This window comes from Clostridium sp., assembly GCF_036569345.1.
Taxonomy (GTDB): Bacteria; Bacillota; Clostridia; order Clostridiales; family Clostridiaceae; genus Clostridium_AD.
The window spans coordinates 1-17,951 of sequence record NZ_DATCQT010000087.1 but is presented as its reverse complement, the minus strand read 5'-3'; the positions used below and the strand labels follow the sequence as shown (position 1 = coordinate 17,951).

General features: G+C 29.4%; 17 protein-coding genes and 1 pseudogene. 10 read left to right on the top strand and 8 right to left on the bottom strand.

Features of this window, described 5'->3' with window-relative positions; genetic code table 11:
• The first annotated feature begins 456 nt into the window (after nucleotides 1-456).
• Nucleotides 457-879 (top strand): YkvA family protein, encoded by a 423-nt coding sequence (locus VIM70_RS08625; protein ID WP_331945343.1) that lies wholly within the window; start codon nucleotides 457-459, stop codon nucleotides 877-879.
• Between the two features lie 300 nt (nucleotides 880-1,179).
• Here the strand turns inward: VIM70_RS08625 and citF are convergent, their stop codons facing one another.
• The 4 genes from citF to VIM70_RS08605 all read right to left on the bottom strand — a co-directional run bounded on the left by citF (nucleotide 1,180) and on the right by VIM70_RS08605 (nucleotide 5,419).
• Nucleotides 1,180-2,721 carry a citrate lyase subunit alpha gene (gene citF, locus VIM70_RS08620; protein ID WP_331945342.1) on the bottom strand — a complete coding sequence of 514 codons (1,542 nt, stop codon included), beginning with the start codon at nucleotides 2,719-2,721 and terminating at the stop codon, nucleotides 1,180-1,182.
• Between the two features lie 54 nt (nucleotides 2,722-2,775).
• A complete protein-coding gene (locus VIM70_RS08615; protein ID WP_331945341.1) occupies nucleotides 2,776-3,648 on the bottom strand; it encodes an HpcH/HpaI aldolase/citrate lyase family protein in 873 nt (290 codons plus the stop codon).
• 39 nt (nucleotides 3,649-3,687) lie between these two features.
• Complete coding sequence (citD, locus tag VIM70_RS08610) at nucleotides 3,688-3,951, bottom strand: citrate lyase acyl carrier protein (RefSeq protein ID WP_331945340.1); 264 nt, start codon at nucleotides 3,949-3,951, stop codon at nucleotides 3,688-3,690.
• 139 nt (nucleotides 3,952-4,090) lie between these two features.
• Nucleotides 4,091-5,419: a 2-hydroxycarboxylate transporter family protein gene (locus VIM70_RS08605; RefSeq protein ID WP_414648691.1), complete on the bottom strand. Its 1,329-nt coding sequence runs from the start codon at nucleotides 5,417-5,419 to the stop codon at nucleotides 4,091-4,093.
• A gap of 170 nt (nucleotides 5,420-5,589) precedes the next feature.
• Between VIM70_RS08605 and dcuS the strand changes: the two genes are divergently transcribed.
• The 7 genes and pseudogenes from dcuS to VIM70_RS08570 all read left to right on the top strand — a co-directional run.
• Nucleotides 5,590-7,215 carry a DcuS/MalK family sensor histidine kinase gene (dcuS, locus tag VIM70_RS08600; protein ID WP_331945338.1) on the top strand — a complete coding sequence of 542 codons (1,626 nt, stop codon included), beginning with the start codon at nucleotides 5,590-5,592 and terminating at the stop codon, nucleotides 7,213-7,215.
• Nucleotides 7,208-7,909 carry a response regulator gene (locus tag VIM70_RS08595; protein ID WP_331945337.1) on the top strand — a complete coding sequence of 234 codons (702 nt, stop codon included), beginning with the start codon at nucleotides 7,208-7,210 and terminating at the stop codon, nucleotides 7,907-7,909. The genes dcuS and VIM70_RS08595 overlap by 8 nt, the downstream gene beginning before the upstream one ends.
• Before the next feature lie 48 nt (nucleotides 7,910-7,957).
• Nucleotides 7,958-9,004: a [citrate (pro-3S)-lyase] ligase gene (gene citC, locus VIM70_RS08590; protein ID WP_331945336.1), complete on the top strand. Its 1,047-nt coding sequence runs from the start codon at nucleotides 7,958-7,960 to the stop codon at nucleotides 9,002-9,004.
• A gap of 69 nt (nucleotides 9,005-9,073) precedes the next feature.
• Nucleotides 9,074-9,550 (top strand): GNAT family N-acetyltransferase, encoded by a 477-nt coding sequence (locus VIM70_RS08585; RefSeq protein ID WP_331945335.1) that lies wholly within the window; start codon nucleotides 9,074-9,076, stop codon nucleotides 9,548-9,550.
• A gap of 347 nt (nucleotides 9,551-9,897) precedes the next feature.
• Entirely contained in the window at nucleotides 9,898-10,881 is a 984-nt protein-coding gene (locus VIM70_RS08580) for a hypothetical protein (protein ID WP_331945334.1), read from the top strand.
• Between the two features lie 131 nt (nucleotides 10,882-11,012).
• The gene (locus VIM70_RS08575) at nucleotides 11,013-11,600 is read left to right on the top strand and encodes an MBL fold metallo-hydrolase (RefSeq protein ID WP_331945333.1); all 588 of its coding nucleotides are present in this window, start codon (nucleotides 11,013-11,015) and stop codon (nucleotides 11,598-11,600) included.
• A 72-nt stretch (nucleotides 11,601-11,672) separates the two neighbouring features.
• Nucleotides 11,673-11,822, top strand: a pseudogene (locus VIM70_RS08570) (class I SAM-dependent methyltransferase); the annotation flags it as partial.
• Between the two features lie 162 nt (nucleotides 11,823-11,984).
• On the opposite strand, the gene VIM70_RS08565 reads toward VIM70_RS08570, so the two are convergent.
• From VIM70_RS08565 to VIM70_RS08555, 3 genes are all read right to left on the bottom strand, one after another.
• Nucleotides 11,985-12,521 (bottom strand): hypothetical protein, encoded by a 537-nt coding sequence (locus tag VIM70_RS08565; protein ID WP_331945332.1) that lies wholly within the window; start codon nucleotides 12,519-12,521, stop codon nucleotides 11,985-11,987.
• A 326-nt stretch (nucleotides 12,522-12,847) separates the two neighbouring features.
• Complete coding sequence (locus VIM70_RS08560) at nucleotides 12,848-14,155, bottom strand: GNAT family N-acetyltransferase (protein WP_331945331.1); 1,308 nt, start codon at nucleotides 14,153-14,155, stop codon at nucleotides 12,848-12,850.
• Nucleotides 14,152-15,513 (bottom strand): MATE family efflux transporter, encoded by a 1,362-nt coding sequence (locus VIM70_RS08555; protein ID WP_331945330.1) that lies wholly within the window; start codon nucleotides 15,511-15,513, stop codon nucleotides 14,152-14,154. Before VIM70_RS08555 ends, VIM70_RS08560 begins: the two co-directional genes overlap by 4 nt.
• Before the next feature lie 294 nt (nucleotides 15,514-15,807).
• Here VIM70_RS08555 and VIM70_RS08550 point away from each other — a divergent pair, with 294 nt between their 5' ends.
• Nucleotides 15,808-16,845: a S66 peptidase family protein gene (locus VIM70_RS08550; RefSeq protein ID WP_331945329.1), complete on the top strand. Its 1,038-nt coding sequence runs from the start codon at nucleotides 15,808-15,810 to the stop codon at nucleotides 16,843-16,845.
• 195 nt (nucleotides 16,846-17,040) lie between these two features.
• Nucleotides 17,041-17,571, top strand: coding sequence for a hypothetical protein (locus VIM70_RS08545; RefSeq protein WP_331945328.1), 531 nt, complete (start codon nucleotides 17,041-17,043; stop codon nucleotides 17,569-17,571).
• 203 nt (nucleotides 17,572-17,774) lie between these two features.
• On the opposite strand, the gene VIM70_RS08540 is transcribed toward VIM70_RS08545, so the two are convergent.
• Nucleotides 17,775-17,951 (bottom strand): desulfoferrodoxin family protein (locus tag VIM70_RS08540; protein ID WP_331945344.1); only part of this gene is annotated, 177 nt, incomplete at its 5' end.

Genomic DNA, 17,951 nt, shown 5'->3' with positions numbered 1-17,951 from the left:
TTTTCCATTATTAGAACCAACTATTAATGTTAGTTTGTTCTATAGGTGATTCAAATATGATGTGAAGAGCCGTATGCCTTAATAGGGCAAGTACGGTTCCGTCGAGGAGCATGGGCGGTAACGCCTGTGTTTACTTAAGAGCACTGACATAATTGTTGGTGCTAATATACTATTTATATGTCTCCCCAACTACATAATCTATATATCCCTTATTTTTACTTTGTATTATAAGTAAGAAATTCAATAAATGTACTGGAACAAATCCTAATATAACAAATTTAAAATCAAGATTAAATACAATTACCTGAATATCAGAAAAAGGTGTTGTATAATATTCACTAGCTATGTCGTAATGGTGTTCATTTGAGAAGTGATTTTATTAGTGTTATTATTTAACAAAGATAAATTACCTAAAGGAGCCGAGAGGCTACCTACTTACTCGACAACTAATATTCTATGACAAAAGGGGGAATTATAATTAACAATTTTATTGGAATATTAAAAAAAATCATTAACGATTTTAAGATAAAAGTCAAAAATTTTAAAAAAGAAATTGGAGCATTATCTTTAGCCTGTAAAAGACGTGATGTACATTGGTACGCTAAGTTTGTAGTATTATTAGTAGTCGGATATGCATTAAGCCCTATTGATTTAATCCCTGATTTTATACCCGTATTAGGCTATCTTGATGATTTGATTTTAGTGCCTATTGGTGTAGCATTTGCAATTAGATTAATACCAAAAGATATTATGAATGAATGTAGAGAGCAGTCAGAAAATATTTTTAAAGAAGGTAAACCTAAAAATTGGGTTGCAGGAGGCATTATAATTTTTATATGGATTGGAATATTTACTTATTTTTTAACAAGGTTTTTATAATATATTGTGATATGTTTTTCTTCGTAACATTCTTAACGGACAACATAAGTATTTTTGTATGAATATAAGATTTGCAACACAAAATCGAACCCGTTGGGTTTAAGGTACAAGTATTTTGATTGTATATTTTTTATTTTTAAAAATATATATAGAATTTCTTGGAATGAGTATACTTAACTAAATAATAATAGAGGATATTAAGCTAATATCCTCTATTATTATTTGTAATTTAACTGACTATATCTATTGACCCTCATTGAGTTTAAAACAATTAATAATATATATATATATTGATAAATCTTACGAAACTGGTTTTCTTACTACATCAATTACTGATCCATCTCTATATTCTACAACTGCAACAATTTGATCTGTAAAATCTAAAGCCTTAGCTTTTCCAGTAAGCATTTCTGCTTTTTCTTTAAGTTCAATTATAGTCATTATTGGTAAATTACTAGATTTTAATTTTTCAATTAAGTCCTGTCTTTTCGGATTAACAGCAATTCCTCTTTCAGTTACAATTACATCGATACTTTCACCCGGAGTAGTTACTGTAATTACTTTATCTTTTATTATAGGAAGTCTTCCTTTTATTAGGTTTGTAACTACTATTGAAATTTTTGCTCCTGCTGCAGTATCACTATGCCCACCTGAGCCTCCCATAATAATTCCATCAGATCCTGTAATTACATTTACATTGAAATCTGTATCAATTTCAGTTGCACCTAGTATCATAACATCTAAATTATTTACAATAGCGCCTTTGTTATTTGGATTACCATATAGTGAACCACTCATTCCCTGATGTTTAGGATTATCTCTATATGATTCAATTGCTTTTAAATCAAAGCACTGAACGTCAAATAAGTTTTTAAAAAGTCCTTCATCTAACATATCAACTAGATATCCAGTTATTCCACCTGAGGCGAAGCTGCCTACTACATTTTTTGATTTCATTATCTTTTTAAGTTCATCTGCTACAGCAAGTGATGTTCCCCCAGCACCGGTCTGAAAAGACATACCTGTCTTAACATATCCGGTTTCATCAATAATCTTTGCAGCCATTTTTGCTATCTTAAGTCCAACCGGATTTTGAGTTATTTTTGTAGTTCCAGATACTATACCAGCAGAATAACCGATTGTTTCTACCTTTAAAATATAATCAACAAATTCTTGACTAATTTCTATAGGACAGGCTGGATATTCTACAATATTATCAGTAATTGCAACTACTATATCAGCATACTGGGCATCAGCTATGGCATAACCCAGACAGCCACAAGCTGCATTGCCATAAACACCATTTATGTTACCAGAAGAATCGCAGGCTGGTGCAGCTATGAATGCCACATCAATATGCAAATCTCCGCTTTCAATAGCTCTTGGTCTTCCGCCGTGAGTCATTAAAACTGCAGGATTTTTGAGATACCCGTTTGTTATTGCTTCTCCAACGGGTCCTCCAATATAGTCGGTCACAATTTTTGTTATTACCCCATTCTTAATATGGTCAACTAATGGAGAGTGTATTGGAAATATAGAACTTGGTGCTAATGTAATATTCTTGATCCCCATTTTTGCAATGGCATCAACTACATTATTGAGAACAAAATCTCCATTTCTTAAATGATGATGAAAAGAAATTGTCATTCCATCCTTTATTCCAACCTTATGTAGCACTTCATTAATGCTTTCTAATACTTTTTCGGTTCCAGGCTTATAGGCAATTACCTTTACTGATGTCTTTTCTTTAATACCAGTATCAGAAAAGGCCCCTTTAAACGGTATTACTTCCTTATATCCTAATATCTCATTTGGGAATTCTCTTCCAATTGAATTTATCATGTTAATAATCACTCCTTTATAGAAGTATTTTATAGATAATATCTAATAAAGTTTTTATAAAATATTTAATACCTTTGCCAAATCAATTGTTGTCATCGCTCTATTTATAATAGGGGCATCTACCATTTTGCCATCTAGTGAAAAAACTCCTAGGCCCTTTTCATTTGCATCTTTTTTTGCAAAAATGACCCTAAGTGCATATTTAATTTCTTGAGCCGTTGGAGCAAAAACAGAATGGATTAAATCCACTTGTCTTGGATTAATTGCTGCTTTTCCTGTGAATCCTAAACTTTTAGCTTTTCTGCTATCTTTTTCTAAACCCTCAAAATCATTAGTATCTGTAAAGGGCGTATCTACAGCATCTATTCTTGCAGCTCTGCATGCAGTAGATACTCTATTCCTGGCATAGAAGATTTCTTCTCCTTCCTTTGTTCTTTTTATAGCAAAATCTGAAGTTAAATCCTCTGCCCCTAAAAGTACAGCAATTACTCTTTTGCTGGATTTCACTATTTCATATACCGTTTCTAGAGCAAGTGCTGTTTCTATAATAGGTATAAGTTTTATAGATGAATTTTCTATATTTTCTTCTTTTTCTATTTTATCAAGTAAGAGATCTATATCAAGTAACTGCTGCTGTGTAGCTTTAGGAATCATAAGTGCATCAGGCTTAACCTTTGCAATTGTAGTTAAATCTTCTAACCCAAACTCTGTATCAAGAGGATTTATTCTTACAACAAGTTCAATACTTGAATAATCCATATTTTTAATAGCATGTTTTACTAGTGATCTAGCACTATCTTTTTCCGTGAGACTAACAGCATCTTCTAAGTCTAAAATAATGGAATCAGCTCCCAAAATAGCTGCATCTTGAAGCATTGCGGGATTATTTCCTGGTATAAAAAGCATTGTTCTCCTTAATTTTTTCATACAACTTCCTCCCCATATAACATGATGTAATCCATATAATTACATCGCTCTATTAATAGCAGTTTCAACCCTTGCTCTAATTGTACAGTCTAATGAACCTTTATCTTGAGCTATTATTTTTATATTTTGAATATTCATTTTTTTTACCTGATCTAATATAATATTTTTAATTTGATCACCAAATTGTTTCATGACAATGCTTTCAAGTTCTATATTTATTCCATGATCTTTGTTTGGAACTACCATAATCAATATATCGCTTGATTCTAATGTACCTGATTTGCCTACTTTAGTAATTATCATAGTTTAATCTCCCCTTATATAGAAAATTATCTGCTTATTTATGATGATGTTTTTCAGAATACACTTTAATAAATACATAGTGTATTCTAAAAAACTTTAAATATAGGTTGAAAAATAATAAAATATAAATTAGCTATGGTTAAGTGAATAATTTTAATAATACAGTTGCTAATATAACTGTGGCTGCCCCACCAATTCTTGTTGATACTTGTGAAAAGGGCATTAATTCCATACGATTTGCTGCAGATAATATTGCAACGTCACCTGTTCCACCTAGACCACTGTGACATGATGTTACAAGTGCTGATTCAACTGGATACATATTCATAAGTTTTCCAACATAGAATCCAGATAAAACCATTGATATAACAGATGCAATACAAATAGCAACATATCCAACTGTTACGGTTGCTATTAAACTACTCCATGGAGTATAAACAACACCGACTCCTATAAGTAGAGGCCAAGTAAGGGTTTTGCTTACTAATTTATATACTTGACTTGCCCCTAATTCTATATGCTCTGGCAATAATTTCAAATATTTCACAATGGCAGCAGTGAATATCATTATTATTGCACCTGGGATACCAATGAATTTGCTTAAAAATGAACCAAATATGAAGAAAGTACAGGCAACAAGAAGTCCGGCACCAATAAGTTGAAAATCAATCGGTTTTTCTTCTGTTTTTGCTTGAAGTATTTCTTTATCATCACCGGATTTTACTAAAATACCATTTCCTGTAAGTTCAGGTTTCTTTTTGGCTATACGAACTAAAATACCTGATATTATTATAGCGATTACATTGCCTATCATTGCTGCAGGGACAAGTTGAGCGATAAATGCATCTTGGCTAGTATTAAGTATTCCAGAATACCCCGCAGATAGTGGTAAAATGCCCTCTCCTATACCACCTGATATAATGGGAACGATTACATAAAAAAATGATTTATATGGAGTGTATCCGAACAATAAACCTACAATAATGCCTCCTAGTATAGCACCTAGTGTACCCACTATTAAAGGAATAAACATTTTTACAAATCCCTTTATCATAACTTTCCTGTTCATACCAAGAATACTTCCAACTACTAGAACGGAAATATATAGGTATAGGAAATTTGAAGTTTTCATAAGTGCTGTAATAGCTTTTATTGACGTGTCATTCATTAGATTATAATATACCATTGCTGATGGAATAAATATGGTACAGATTGCCGGTCCACCTATGTTTTTTAAAATTGGAACTGAAGATCCGATTTGACCTAGGAATAACCCCATAATTATAATTAGTGCAAAACCACCAATCATATCTGCTTTTAATACGTTATAAATGCAGGAAAGATAAAGTATAAGCGAAATCACAATGAATAGTGGAACAGGTAGTACACCTATTCTATAATTAATAATTTTAGAAAATGTGTTAGTCTTTGCATTTGACTTGTTAACGTTTGATTGCAAAATAATCACTCCTTAAAGTTTATTTTAAGTTATATAGCTTACTCTTTAATAATAGATCATTTAATAAAACATGGAATATTATCTAACTATTGTTATAATTAAGTAATTAAAGTAACTAAAACACATTTATACTTAAATTAGTTGTATAATAATTTTGTAGTGTATTGGAGGAATAACGTATGAAAAAATTAAAAAAAATAATTAATAGTCATATGAAATTGCAAACTAGAATTATATTATTAGTATGTCTTGTAATTGGGATAGTGTTGCTAATTACTGATGTACTAATAAGTGATAAAATCACTACTATAACTATGAAAAATATACAAGAAAAAGCATTTAACATTGCACATATTGTAGCTTATTCACCTTTAGTAATTGATGGTTTAAATAATCCTTCTAATGCTAAAAATATCCAAGTTTACACGAATAAAATTAAAAATTCGACTAATGTACAATTTGTAGTTGTAACTGATATTAATGGGATTAGAAAATCACATCCTGATGAAAGCAACATAGGTAAGAAAATTGTTGGAGATGATTTTCAGAATGCTCTTAAAGGGTCCGAATATGTTTCAACAGCAGTAGGAACTTTAGGTAAATCTTTCAGAGCTTTTGTTCCAATATATGATAATGATGGCAAGGAAATTGGGATTGTTGTTGTGGGAATATTATTGAATAAAGTAGAGGAAGTTGTTGACCAAAGCAGGCATGCAATATATTTTGGTATAGGATTTGGTATATTAGCAGGGATACTAGGAGCATTAATTTTAAGTAAAAATATTAAGAAAACAATGCTTGGATTTGAGCCATTAGCTATTGCAAATCTTTTTCAAGAAAGAAATGCTATGTTAAAATCCATTAGGGAGGGTGTTCTTGCCATAGATAGCGAAGGATATATTACTCTTGTAAACAATGAAGCAGCAAGAATATTTCAAAAAACAGGTATTAATGTCGAACTTATTGGGAAAAAGGTTGACGAGTATATTCCGAACACAAGGTTAAACAAGGTCCTTGTAACCGGAGAAATAGAATTAGATCAAGAGCAGAATTTAAATGGAATAACAATTTTGACAAATAGAATCCCAATAATTGTAAATGGAGAAATAACTGGAGTAATATCTACTTTCAGAGATAAAACAGAGATGATCATGATTGCTGAACAGTTAACGGGTGTGAAATTATATGCAGATGCTCTTAGGGCTCAAACACATGAGTTTATGAATAAGCTTCATGTGATCTTAGGAATGGTTCATATGCAGTATTATGAAAAACTTTCTGATTATATTAAAACTATTTCAAATAAGTATCAAGGTGAAGTTGGTTTTATAGTAAGACAGTTTAAAGACCCTGCTCTTGCGGGATTTATTTTTGGAAAGATTAGCTTTGCAAGAGAAAATAATATTGAGTTTAAAATTTCTAGGGATTCATATGTACCGGAACCTAAAAAAACTGAAGTTACTCATGATTTAATTACAATATTAGGTAATCTTATAGATAATGCTGTAGAAGCAGTTGATAATACGAAAAGTTCAAATTTGATTTCCTTAAATATAGGTTATGATAATGAAATTTTAAACATTACTTTTAGTGATAATGGGGTTGGAATAAATAATGATTTTATTAAGGATATTTTTATTAAAGGTTTTTCAACAAAAGGAGAAAATAGAGGAGTGGGATTATCACTAGTAAAACGCAGTATTGATAAGTTAAATGGAACTGTGAATATTACTTCCAATAAAAATGAATTTACAACCTTTCAAATTTGTTTATCCTATGAGAAAAAAGGTGATTTAATTGATTAAAGTATTAATAGTTGAAGATGATCCAATGGTTGCACAATTTAATAAACAATATTTAGGACAAATTGATGGATTTGAATTTATTGCAATCGCAAGTTGCTTTAAAAGTGCCATAGATATTTTAAAAAACAACAATGTTAACCTAATATTATTGGATATTTTTATGCCCAATATAAATGGATTAAAATTGCTGGAGCATTTAAGAAAAATAAACAAGGAAGTTGATGTAATCATTGTAAGCGCTGCAAGTGATATGCATACTATAAAAAAGGCTTTTCAATATGGGGTTGCTGATTATTTAATAAAACCATTTGAATTTGATCGATTTAATGAATCTTTGTGTTCATATAGAGAGAAACAAAATTTTATGAAGAATAATAATGCAGTTAGTCAAAAGCAATTAGATCAACATATTTTGAATAAACAACAACCAATTGTAAATCTATTACCTAAAGGTATTGATAAAAACACATTAAAGAAAACGTGGACAAGTATTCAAAATATGAATTCACATTCTTTTTCTACTGAAGAAGTAGCCAAAATTATAGGGATTTCTAGAGTATCAATGCGTAAATATTTAGTGTTTTTACTTGAAAAAGAAATATTGAGTATAAATATAGAATATGGTACTGTAGGAAGACCTATTTACCACTATAGGTGTGTTAACTCCGATAGTAGTTTTTTAGACTATATGTAAGAAAACCTGTGTGATTAAATATATGTTTTGAATAAAGGAGATAAATTTATGCAGTATTTAATACTCCAAAAAGTTGATTTAAAAGATATAGATGAGAGAAACGAGGTAAATGCTTTTTTAGAGAGTTTTGGACTATCACTTGATAAGGATGTAGATTATACTATTGTTTTAAGAACTAATAATGGAGATATTATGGCTACAGGCTCTAAGTCTAGAAATGTATTTAAATGTTTCGCAGTTTCTGAGGATATAAGAGGAGAGAATGTAACATCTTCTATTATATCTGCTCTAATAGATAAAAGCTTTGAAGAACAAATATTTCATAATTTTGTATTTACCAAGTTAGATAAATTAAATATATTTAAATCATTAAATTTTAAAATTGTATATGAAGTAGAAAATGCAGTATTATTAGAGTATGGTATTTATGATATTCATGAGGCTTTAGATGATATAGTAGCGAAGTATTCAGTCGATACTACTACACCTAAAGGTGCTTTAGTTATGAACTGTAATCCTTTTACTAAGGGGCACAGGTTTTTGGTGGAGGAAGCAGCTAAAAATTGTGAACAGGTATTATTATTTGTAGTTGAGGAAGATAAATCACTTTTTCCATTCAAGTATAGGTATGATATAGTTAAAAATTCAGTAAATGATTTAAAGAATGTAACTGTAATCCCAGGAGGAGAGTACATTATATCTTCAGCTACCTTTCCTTCATATTTTCTACGAAAAGAAGATGAAAGATTAAGAGCTTATGAATATATGGACTGTGGTATTTTTGGTAAGTATTTTTGTAGCAAATTTAATATAATTAAGAGATTTGTTGGACAAGAGCCTTATTGTAAGGTTACTAATACTTATAATGAAAGATTAAAAGAGATTATGCCAAGGTATGGAGTTCAGCTCATTGAAATAGAAAGAAAAAAGTATGCTGATGAGTATATAAGTGCATCAAAAGTAAGGGAATTAATAAAAAATAGTAACATGGCTCAAGTTGAAAAGATTGTTTCAGAGGGTACTTGGGAATTTTTGAACTCTTATGAAGGTAAGAAAATAATTGAGAAAATAAAAAAAATTGATTCTCGACATTAAATAATTCAACAGTCTAATTTATTACGAAGTAAATATTATTAATAAAATGTGAGTGTGGAAGTGATAAAAATGATAAGGCAGATAGAAAGAGATGAGATTAAAGTATGTGTACAAGTAATCAGAAAAAGTTTTGAAACGGTAGCACAAGAATTTAGTCTTACAAAAGAGAATTGTCCAGGGAATGCAAGTTTTATGAAAGTTGAAAAATTATATAGGCAGTATGATAAAGGTCGACCAATGTTTGCTTATCTGGATAATGGTATCATTGTAGGTTATTTTTCGCTTAGCAAGAATAATGGTGGGAGTTTTGAACTGAATAATATTGCAGTATTGGTAGAATATCGTCATAAAGGTTATGGCAGAGAAATGATTATTTTTGCAATGAATAAAGTCAGAGAAATGGGAAGTAATAAAATGACTATTGGAGTAATTGAAGAAAGTACGAAATTAAGGAATTGGTATAGTGGTTTAGGATTTATACATACAGGTACAAGAAAGTATAAACATTTACCTTTCACAGTGGGCTTTATGAAAATTGGACTTTAAAATAAAATTTTATCTAGAATTATAGGGAAAGGATATATTTATGAATAAAAAATATGATGGTTATTTATATTTTATAATAGGAATAATATGGTTAATTGCAGGAATAATAAATACCCTGATTTCAATAAATCCTTTTAGTAATAAAACGTCATTTGGAATTACTTACATATGTATAGCTTTAGTATATATATGTCTAGCTATAGTATATATATCATTGGGAATTAACAAGAGAAAATAACAGAGGTTGTATTGAAATTTAAGTTCTTATAAAAGCATTGACATAATTGTTGGTGTAAGGTATGAATTTATTTATATTTATATATTTATATATTTCAAGGGGGATTAACATGAATCAATATAATACTCTGTTTTATCAAAAATCAAGTTTTAAATGGTATATGATTATCGGATGTTTATATTGCTTTTTAGCCTCATTAGCAGGTTGCGTATTTTCCTTTTTAAATGTCACAGGGGAAGAGTACATTTTGATGTTATTTTGCGGGTCATTCACGTTATTGTTAAATTTAGTATTTGCATATATGCTTATATATGGGGTAATTTTAAAAAAATTCTATATAGAAATAACCACAGAATATCTAAAAGTTCTTCTTCCATTTAAATCTAAGACAACCTATTGGAAAGAAATATATAATGCTGGAATGTATGAATCAAGTAATAATTTAATAATTACAATCCTACTCAAAAAAGATAAAGATAGAAAAACAAAAAGAACGATATTAAATAATTTAAATTTACTATTCGGTCTTGCTCCATGCTCTTTCCAAATACCACTTTTGTTTTTTAAAGATATTGACGGTGAAGAAGTGTTATCAATTATAGTAAAACAAATAGATAAAAATTATATAAGTAATTTAATAAGTACAGAAACTTATAAAAAACGTACAGAAAGTATAATTAAAGCAATAATAACTTCAATTATATGCTTTGTCATCTTAGAAATTATTTACGGGTTTACACTATACATGCTAAATGTAAATTATATTGTAATACCTCTTTTGGGTTGTTTTGTGATTCTTTCAGGTTTTAATAAATATTATCTAGAAAAGTCATTTAATATATTTGTAAGACTTTGGGTGGGATTTATATGTTTAATTCAAATACCAGTAGCAATTATTGGGGCATCGTTGGTAGAAATAATAATGCAACTGGGATTTATTACAATAACGGATGTCTTTAATTTTACCTACAGTTCTTTCCTAGATTTTATGCATAATCCCTCAGAGCAAACCGAAATTATTATTTTCTCAACTATATGTTTTTTTATTGGGGCCCTTAAAGGTCGAGTGAACAAATTTAAATACGGTAGGTAGAAAATCTAATTTTAGATTACACAGGTGTCGTGATTACAGAGAGTTATAAAGAATTAACTTCTTTTTCTTTATGTTACGTATTTAGTATTAATGGAGAGTAATTTATAATATAGAGAGGAAGGTAAATGTAGATGGAAATATTGAACTTAACTTGCAAGAGGACAAATAGTTATCTACTTAAATCCAATTGCGGTTGGATAATTATTGATACTGATTTTCCAGATACTCTACATAGACTGATGTACTTATTGAATCAGTATAATATCAAAATAAGTGATATAAAATATTTAATTGTAACACATTTTCATCCAGACCATGCGGGTATTGTACAAGATCTGAAGAATCTAGGAATAAAATTAATTCTACATGAATGCCAGGTTTCTTTTGTGGATAAGCTGAATAACTTTTTCAAAAAGAATTCTAAATTTAGGTATACGGATATTGTATCTGGAGATAACATTGTGGTTTCTAGTAAGGACAGTCGAGAATTCCTTGGAAGTGTGGGAATAGAGGGGGAAATAATACAAACACCTGGTCACACAGATGATAGTGTAAGTATTGTTATCGATAGATATTGTGCATTTACAGGTGACCTTCCAGGGTTCGGTCTTATGGAAGCCTATGATGACCAAATAATCAAAGATAGTTGGAAATTAATAAAAGAATATAAAATAATAAAAATTTATCCAGCACATGGAAACTTATATACTATAATTTAGTACACAATATATATTTGATAAGAGTTTGTTTTAGATAAAGCACTAGAGGTTCTTAATAAGATAATATAGTACGGAATAAATGTAACAGGTATTGAGATTTCAAAAACAGCGATTGATTTGGCAAGGTAAAATGGGCTTAATATTAGTATTTTTTATGGTTCAGTAAATGATATGCCATTTGATAACAAACTTTATGACGGTATATTTTGTTATGCATATTTAAAAGATTTTTAAGTAATAGTTATAAAATAAATAGGGTTAACTAAAGCAATTTTGTTGTATGGAGATATTTATAAAAGTGTATAGTATCATTTGAAATAATGTTACAATTTCATAAGATTTTATATGTCTATACCCTTCAGCATTATCTAACATAAGCAAATATTACAAAGGAAATGAGGTACAATTATATTTTTTATCATATTTATCTCTCATTTTTCTTATCTCTTCTAATATAGTAAAGTCTTCATTTAATATCTCACGTCCAAAATCCTTTAAAAGATGTGCATATTTGTCCAACAACATTGTGACTTCTCCATTTTTCGAATATTTCTCTTTGTAAAAAGCTAGATTTTCTTCTGTCATTCTATTGTAAAAACTTTCAATGTTATTATATTCAAGATAATCATAAACATTAGTCTGGCACTTTTTATATATTAGTAAGTCATCAAACTCGTAATTTATATCTTTACTAAAAAATCTTCCAAACAGTTTCTTTTCTTTTTTAATTAAATAGACAACTATAGGGAATTCGGGTATTGCAAAAAATTGATAATTAATTTTAATATGTAAGTTATTCTTTACAAATATAATATATGGATTTATAGATTCAGCATTCTTTTCAATAAGATTAAACCCAAAATCTTGTTTCAAGTATTTAAATTTCTCTTCACATAACTGAATAAATTCTATTGATTCCATAAGTTTACCCCTTTCAGAATAGATGTTTTATTATATAATTATTGTTTAACATGAACTTAAAAAACGAAAAGTGCCAAAGGCTACAAACAGGAGGAGCCTCTTTTTTAGGAAAAATTGTCTGCGGCGAGTGTGGGAGTTTCTACAGAAGCAAGGTATGGCACTCTCCACCAGTAAATACCGCAAGACGATATGGCAATGTAATAATAAATTTAAGAATGATGAAAAGTGTGCCACACCTCACCTTTACGAGGATACCACAAAAGAAGTACTTATTTTGAGTATTGGCTTTTAAAGTTAATTATAGTAAATACAATCCTAATAAATTACTAATTACCTAGATCACTATTCATAATATTATGGCTGTGAATAAATCCAAGCTTTTTAAACATATCAACATATTTATCAGGACTTTGAAGTAATATTAGTTCTATATCATCTTTTTTTGTTACATCAGTTATTGATTCAATAACTGTAGCTCGTCCAATTCCTCTTTTCCTCATTTTAGGATAAACAGCTGTAAAATATAATCCTAGAATATGATTGCCAGATTTATAAAATGCTGTTGTAGAAACTATTTCATCATTTAAAATTCCGTTATATAGAATATACCCATTTTCATTATTTGAAACGGCCATATAAACCATATCTTTTAGAAGGCTTTTTATGCTTCCTTTAATTTCAAGAACATTTATTAGGGTTTGACACCATACTTCTGCCATTTCATTATTTATTACTTTTTCAATAGTAAACCCTTCTATTTTTTCATATGTACTATCAATGTTAGTTGGTGAGTACATGCAATTAAGTTCTTTACCTTCTAAATATTTAAACTCTCCTATGTTTTTAATGTGATTATTTCTATTTTGATTGTTTAAATCTATTATTTCTTTTGGTGTTCCTTCAATTATTCCAAACCAATCTGAATAACCATATTTTATAAAACCACATTTTGATGCGAGACCTGGTGACATATTATTTGATTCAGTTATTTGAAGGAAAGGAATATTCCCACGCGCTATAATCTTTGCTGCAAGGTCAATTGAAGTATCAACAGCATAGTTCTTTTTCCTATACTCCTCTTTTGTGAACATTATACCCATGGAATTATCATTGTGAATAAGTACCCATGAGGCAATATCTCCATTAGAATATATTGCGGAAGATGGTCTATTTAATATATCCTTTTTAATTTTCATTAGGCTCTCTGAATTTTTGAAAGTATAAAGTTCATTAATTATTTCTGCATCTCTTATATCAATGGATTTTATGGGACTTTTTATAAGACTTAAATCTAAATTCTTTTTTGGAAGATAGTAAAAAGAACATCGACTTTCCCATGTTACTAAATATCTGTTTCTTATCTTCTCCGCAAGTGGTCTGTATACACCTGAAAATCCATAAAAGTTATCTTTAAATAGTGTTTTGAGTACTTCATCTAAAAACGCATCATCATCTGTATAAATGTAGTTAAAATAACCATATCGAACTAGAACGCCCATAGATACTTTTTCATTATCTACATATATTTCTGCATCAGGTTCATTTTCTATAATCCCTAATATATTTAAGTTTATAATTTTGTTTAGATTTAAGTATTCAATAATTGCTTGTGATGGCTTAGTTTTTACAATCATATAATTTTCTCCTTCCATCTATTGGTTTTAAAATATAATATCATAATGACTGCTTCAATTACAACAGATAAAGCTACGGCAGTCCACACGCCATTAGTCCCCATATTAAATGCTTTCGCAAGTATATATGCGATAGGAAGTTTTAAAACTACATTCGCGACTAATGATGAAATCATAGGTGGGAATGTATCTCCTGACCCTTGAAAAGCGCCTCCATAAATCGTTGGGTATACTACAAAAATAAGACCAATATATACTATCCTTAAATATTCGACTCCAGTCTTTATTACCAAGGGATCTTTAATAAAAACACTCATTATCGCTGCTGGGAAAATTAAATACGGTAGTGAAAATAAAATCATATTAAAGGTTGCAAGCTTTAGTCCTTCTTTTATAATCTTATCGCAGCCATTTATATCACCTCGTCCAAGACTTTGTCCGACCATTATTGAAATGGCAGTTGAAAGACCCACAAGAAATATAAAGGTATAGTTGAAAAGTTGTCCTCCTATTCCAAAAGCAGCGGTACCTTCTCCACCTCCGACGGTGTACACAAGGCTGAACATAAACACTCCGGTAATAGGCCTTGCAAGTTGCTGGATACATGCCCATCCTCCTATTTTTAAAATCCTTATACTGCTATCCAATTGTAACCTCATACTTAATATAAATTGATTTAGACTAGAGTTGTATAGTTTATTAATAATAACAATGTTAATTGCCAAACATGAGAAAACCATGGATATAACTGTTGAAATAGCTGCACCTCTTATTCCTAAATGAAATTTGAATATAAGAATCGGATCAAGTATTGCATTTATTACATTAGATATTCCAAAAATTACAAGTGGAGTGAATGTATCCCCAAGGGATTGAAGTATAGTTCTTAATACTGAATTCAAAAATACAAATATTGTTCCAATAAAGACTATAGATAAATAGTTCTCTGTAAGAACTGCTACATTAGGTTCTGGATTAAAAACTAATTTTATTATGCTTTGCGTATTTAAGAAACATAATATACTCAATATAAGTCCAAAAATAAGTGATAGGTAAAAGGATTGTCCACTAAATTCTCTAACAGCTTCCATATCACCCTCGCCATAACTTCTAGATACTAGAGCTATAGTTCCAGCTGATACAAGAGTGGATATTACAAAGATTACACTTGAGGTTGAATTAGATAAAGCTGCCGCAGCGGCCTCATTTGTTCCAAGTTTAGCAATGAAATATGTATCAACTGTCCCTAAAAGGCTTTGAAGTATCATGCCTACCATAATAGGCCATGAAAGCATAAAAATTTTCTTAATATCATTACTGAATCGATCATCTGTTATGTTCGATATATTTTTACCCATTGGCATCCCCCCTAATCGAATATTTTGTAAAATAATAATACCGATTATGAAATAAAATACGATTATTTTCTAAGTTAATCATATTTATACTTTTAGGAATTGTCAATACATCAAATAAAAGTAAATGGAGATATTTACAAAAGATTACAGAAACATGTAAAATAATGTTATAATCTTCTCAAGGTCAGCAAATATGTTTAAACTGTAAAGCATAAATTACATGAAATATTATGATAAAGATAATAGCAAAATCGTTAATTGACTACAAATTAAATTTTACAAAGGAGTGTTAAAATGAAGGAATTAAAGAAACCATATAAGTTACAAATTGGAGATAAGGTTGCATTAGTAAGTTTATCTTGGGGTGGGGCTGGTGACAAGGAAATATTGTGGCGTTATAAGCAAGGTAAGGAACGTTTAGAAAAATTATTTGGATTAAAGGTTGTAGAAATGAAATATACTTTGGCTGGAACAGATTATATATACAAACATCCTGAAAAGCGAGCAGAAGATTTAATGTGTGCATTTAAAGATAAATCAATAAAAGGTATCATTGCTTGTATTGGTGGAATTGAAAGTATTAGAATGCTCCCATATATTGATTTTAATATTATAAATCAGAATCCAAAAGTCTTCATGGGTTATTCAGATACAACCACTACACACTTATTTTGCTTTAAAGCGGGAATATCAACCATATATGGACCTACTTTATTAGTTGATTTTGCAGAAAATACATCTATGCATTCATACACAGTTGAAAATATTAAAAAGGTATTATTCGTAAATAATGCAATCGGAGAAATAAAAGCAGCATCAGAATGGACAAGCCAATATTTACCTTGGGAAGAGTCTAATAAAGCAATTCAAAGAAAGTATAAACCTAATAATGGTTACGAATTATTACAAGGAAAAGGTGTTATAAAGGGGAGGCTTATAGGCGGATGCATGGAAGTTTTTGATATGCTTCGTGGGACATCGATATTTCCAACACTTGAAGACTTCGATGATTCAATATTATTTTTAGAAACATCAGAGGAAAAACCTCCAGTATGGTTTGTAGAATGTGGGTTAAGAAATTATGGAATTACAGGAATACTTGACCGCATCAATGGCATCATCTGGGGAAAGCCTCAGGATGAAGAAAATTATATTAAATACAAAGAAGTAATTTATAAAGTTATGAAAGAATTTAATAAAGAAGATTTACCAATCCTGTATAATATGAACTTTGGTCATACAGAACCTAAAATTTGTCTTCCATATGGTGTCTTAGCTGAAATTGATTGTGAGAAAAATACATTTTCAATAATTGAATCAGCAGTAATATAATTTTGCTGCCAGTAGTAAATACCATCGCTTGGGGTTACAAAGTATACCAAATTCAGCATAAAAGTATATGATATTATTACCTGTCATAGTTATATGCATTGGGTATAAAAATATATATATTTAAAGCTAATTAGATGATTTAGACGTCTAATTTATATAATAAAGTTACATGAACCTGAAAGAGAGGTGATTTATTTGAAAAGAAGAATTATAATAGTTGTTATATGCGGTTTAATATTAACTGGGTGCACTAATTCAACCATAGTTCGTAAAAATGTAACAAAATCTACAATTAATACAGAATCTACATTAAAAAGTGTTAATGAAAAATTAAAAGCATATATATTAGCCTTTGACAGTGTTTGGCAAATGGATTCAGGACTTAATTCTGATATTAAATACATTAGTATAAATACTAAAGGCTTTAAAGATTTTAGTGAAGGGTATAAAAAACAGCTGTTTAATTATGTTGCTGATAAATATCATGTAACTATGTTAGATATGAATATTGATGAATTAAAAGAAAAAGGTTATCTTAATGATTTGTATTTTAAAGAAGGAATTGTCTTTCAAATAAGTAAATACAATTCTAATTCATCGAACTCAATTTCTTTTGAAGGAAGTAAATGGCGTTCTGGGACAGGTGCAATAGGATTTTCATTTGAAGCACAAAAGAAAAATGAGAAATGGGAACTTAAAAAATGTAACATGACTTGGATTAGCTAAAATGAATTTGAATATAAAGATTTTAGAAAAGATGAAGATAAAATGTGATTAATTAATTTAGATCAATTTTATGAAAATTAAAGAAATGTTTAAAGCTGTGAGTTTAATTCACTGCTTTATTCATTTCTTTAAAAATACATTTAGTTTCACTATTTAGTATTTAATAGTTTTCCGTGAATATCAATTAAATTCAGCGAAATATTCTATGCTTTCCATAATCCGTGAATATTACAGTATTCTCGTGCACTCAAAATCTCTTCCTCTAGAAGAAATATAGCCTCAGGTTTATCACCAGGATTTAGATATTTTCTGTATATTTTATTTGCAGTTTGAATTTCTATCAATTCAATATAATGTGCTTCTAACATGGGATGTTCAAC

What these genes read in the sequence shown, in the direction of transcription:
- VIM70_RS08625 (WP_331945343.1), top strand. Translation starts at nt 457, where the DNA reads ATGACAAAAGGGGGAATTATAATTAACAATTTTATTGGAATATTAAAA.
- citF (WP_331945342.1), bottom strand. Translation starts at nt 2,721, where the DNA reads ATGATAAATTCAATTGGAAGAGAATTCCCAAATGAGATATTAGGATAT.
- VIM70_RS08615 (WP_331945341.1), bottom strand. Translation starts at nt 3,648, where the DNA reads ATGAAAAAATTAAGGAGAACAATGCTTTTTATACCAGGAAATAATCCC.
- citD (WP_331945340.1), bottom strand. Translation starts at nt 3,951, where the DNA reads ATGATAATTACTAAAGTAGGCAAATCAGGTACATTAGAATCAAGCGAT.
- dcuS (WP_331945338.1), top strand. Translation starts at nt 5,590, where the DNA reads ATGAAAAAATTAAAAAAAATAATTAATAGTCATATGAAATTGCAAACT.
- citC (WP_331945336.1), top strand. Translation starts at nt 7,958, where the DNA reads ATGCAGTATTTAATACTCCAAAAAGTTGATTTAAAAGATATAGATGAG.
- VIM70_RS08585 (WP_331945335.1), top strand. Translation starts at nt 9,074, where the DNA reads ATGATAAGGCAGATAGAAAGAGATGAGATTAAAGTATGTGTACAAGTA.
- VIM70_RS08580 (WP_331945334.1), top strand. Translation starts at nt 9,898, where the DNA reads ATGAATCAATATAATACTCTGTTTTATCAAAAATCAAGTTTTAAATGG.
- VIM70_RS08575 (WP_331945333.1), top strand. Translation starts at nt 11,013, where the DNA reads ATGGAAATATTGAACTTAACTTGCAAGAGGACAAATAGTTATCTACTT.
- VIM70_RS08565 (WP_331945332.1), bottom strand. Translation starts at nt 12,521, where the DNA reads ATGGAATCAATAGAATTTATTCAGTTATGTGAAGAGAAATTTAAATAC.
- VIM70_RS08560 (WP_331945331.1), bottom strand. Translation starts at nt 14,155, where the DNA reads ATGATTGTAAAAACTAAGCCATCACAAGCAATTATTGAATACTTAAAT.
- VIM70_RS08555 (WP_331945330.1), bottom strand. Translation starts at nt 15,513, where the DNA reads ATGGGTAAAAATATATCGAACATAACAGATGATCGATTCAGTAATGAT.
- VIM70_RS08550 (WP_331945329.1), top strand. Translation starts at nt 15,808, where the DNA reads ATGAAGGAATTAAAGAAACCATATAAGTTACAAATTGGAGATAAGGTT.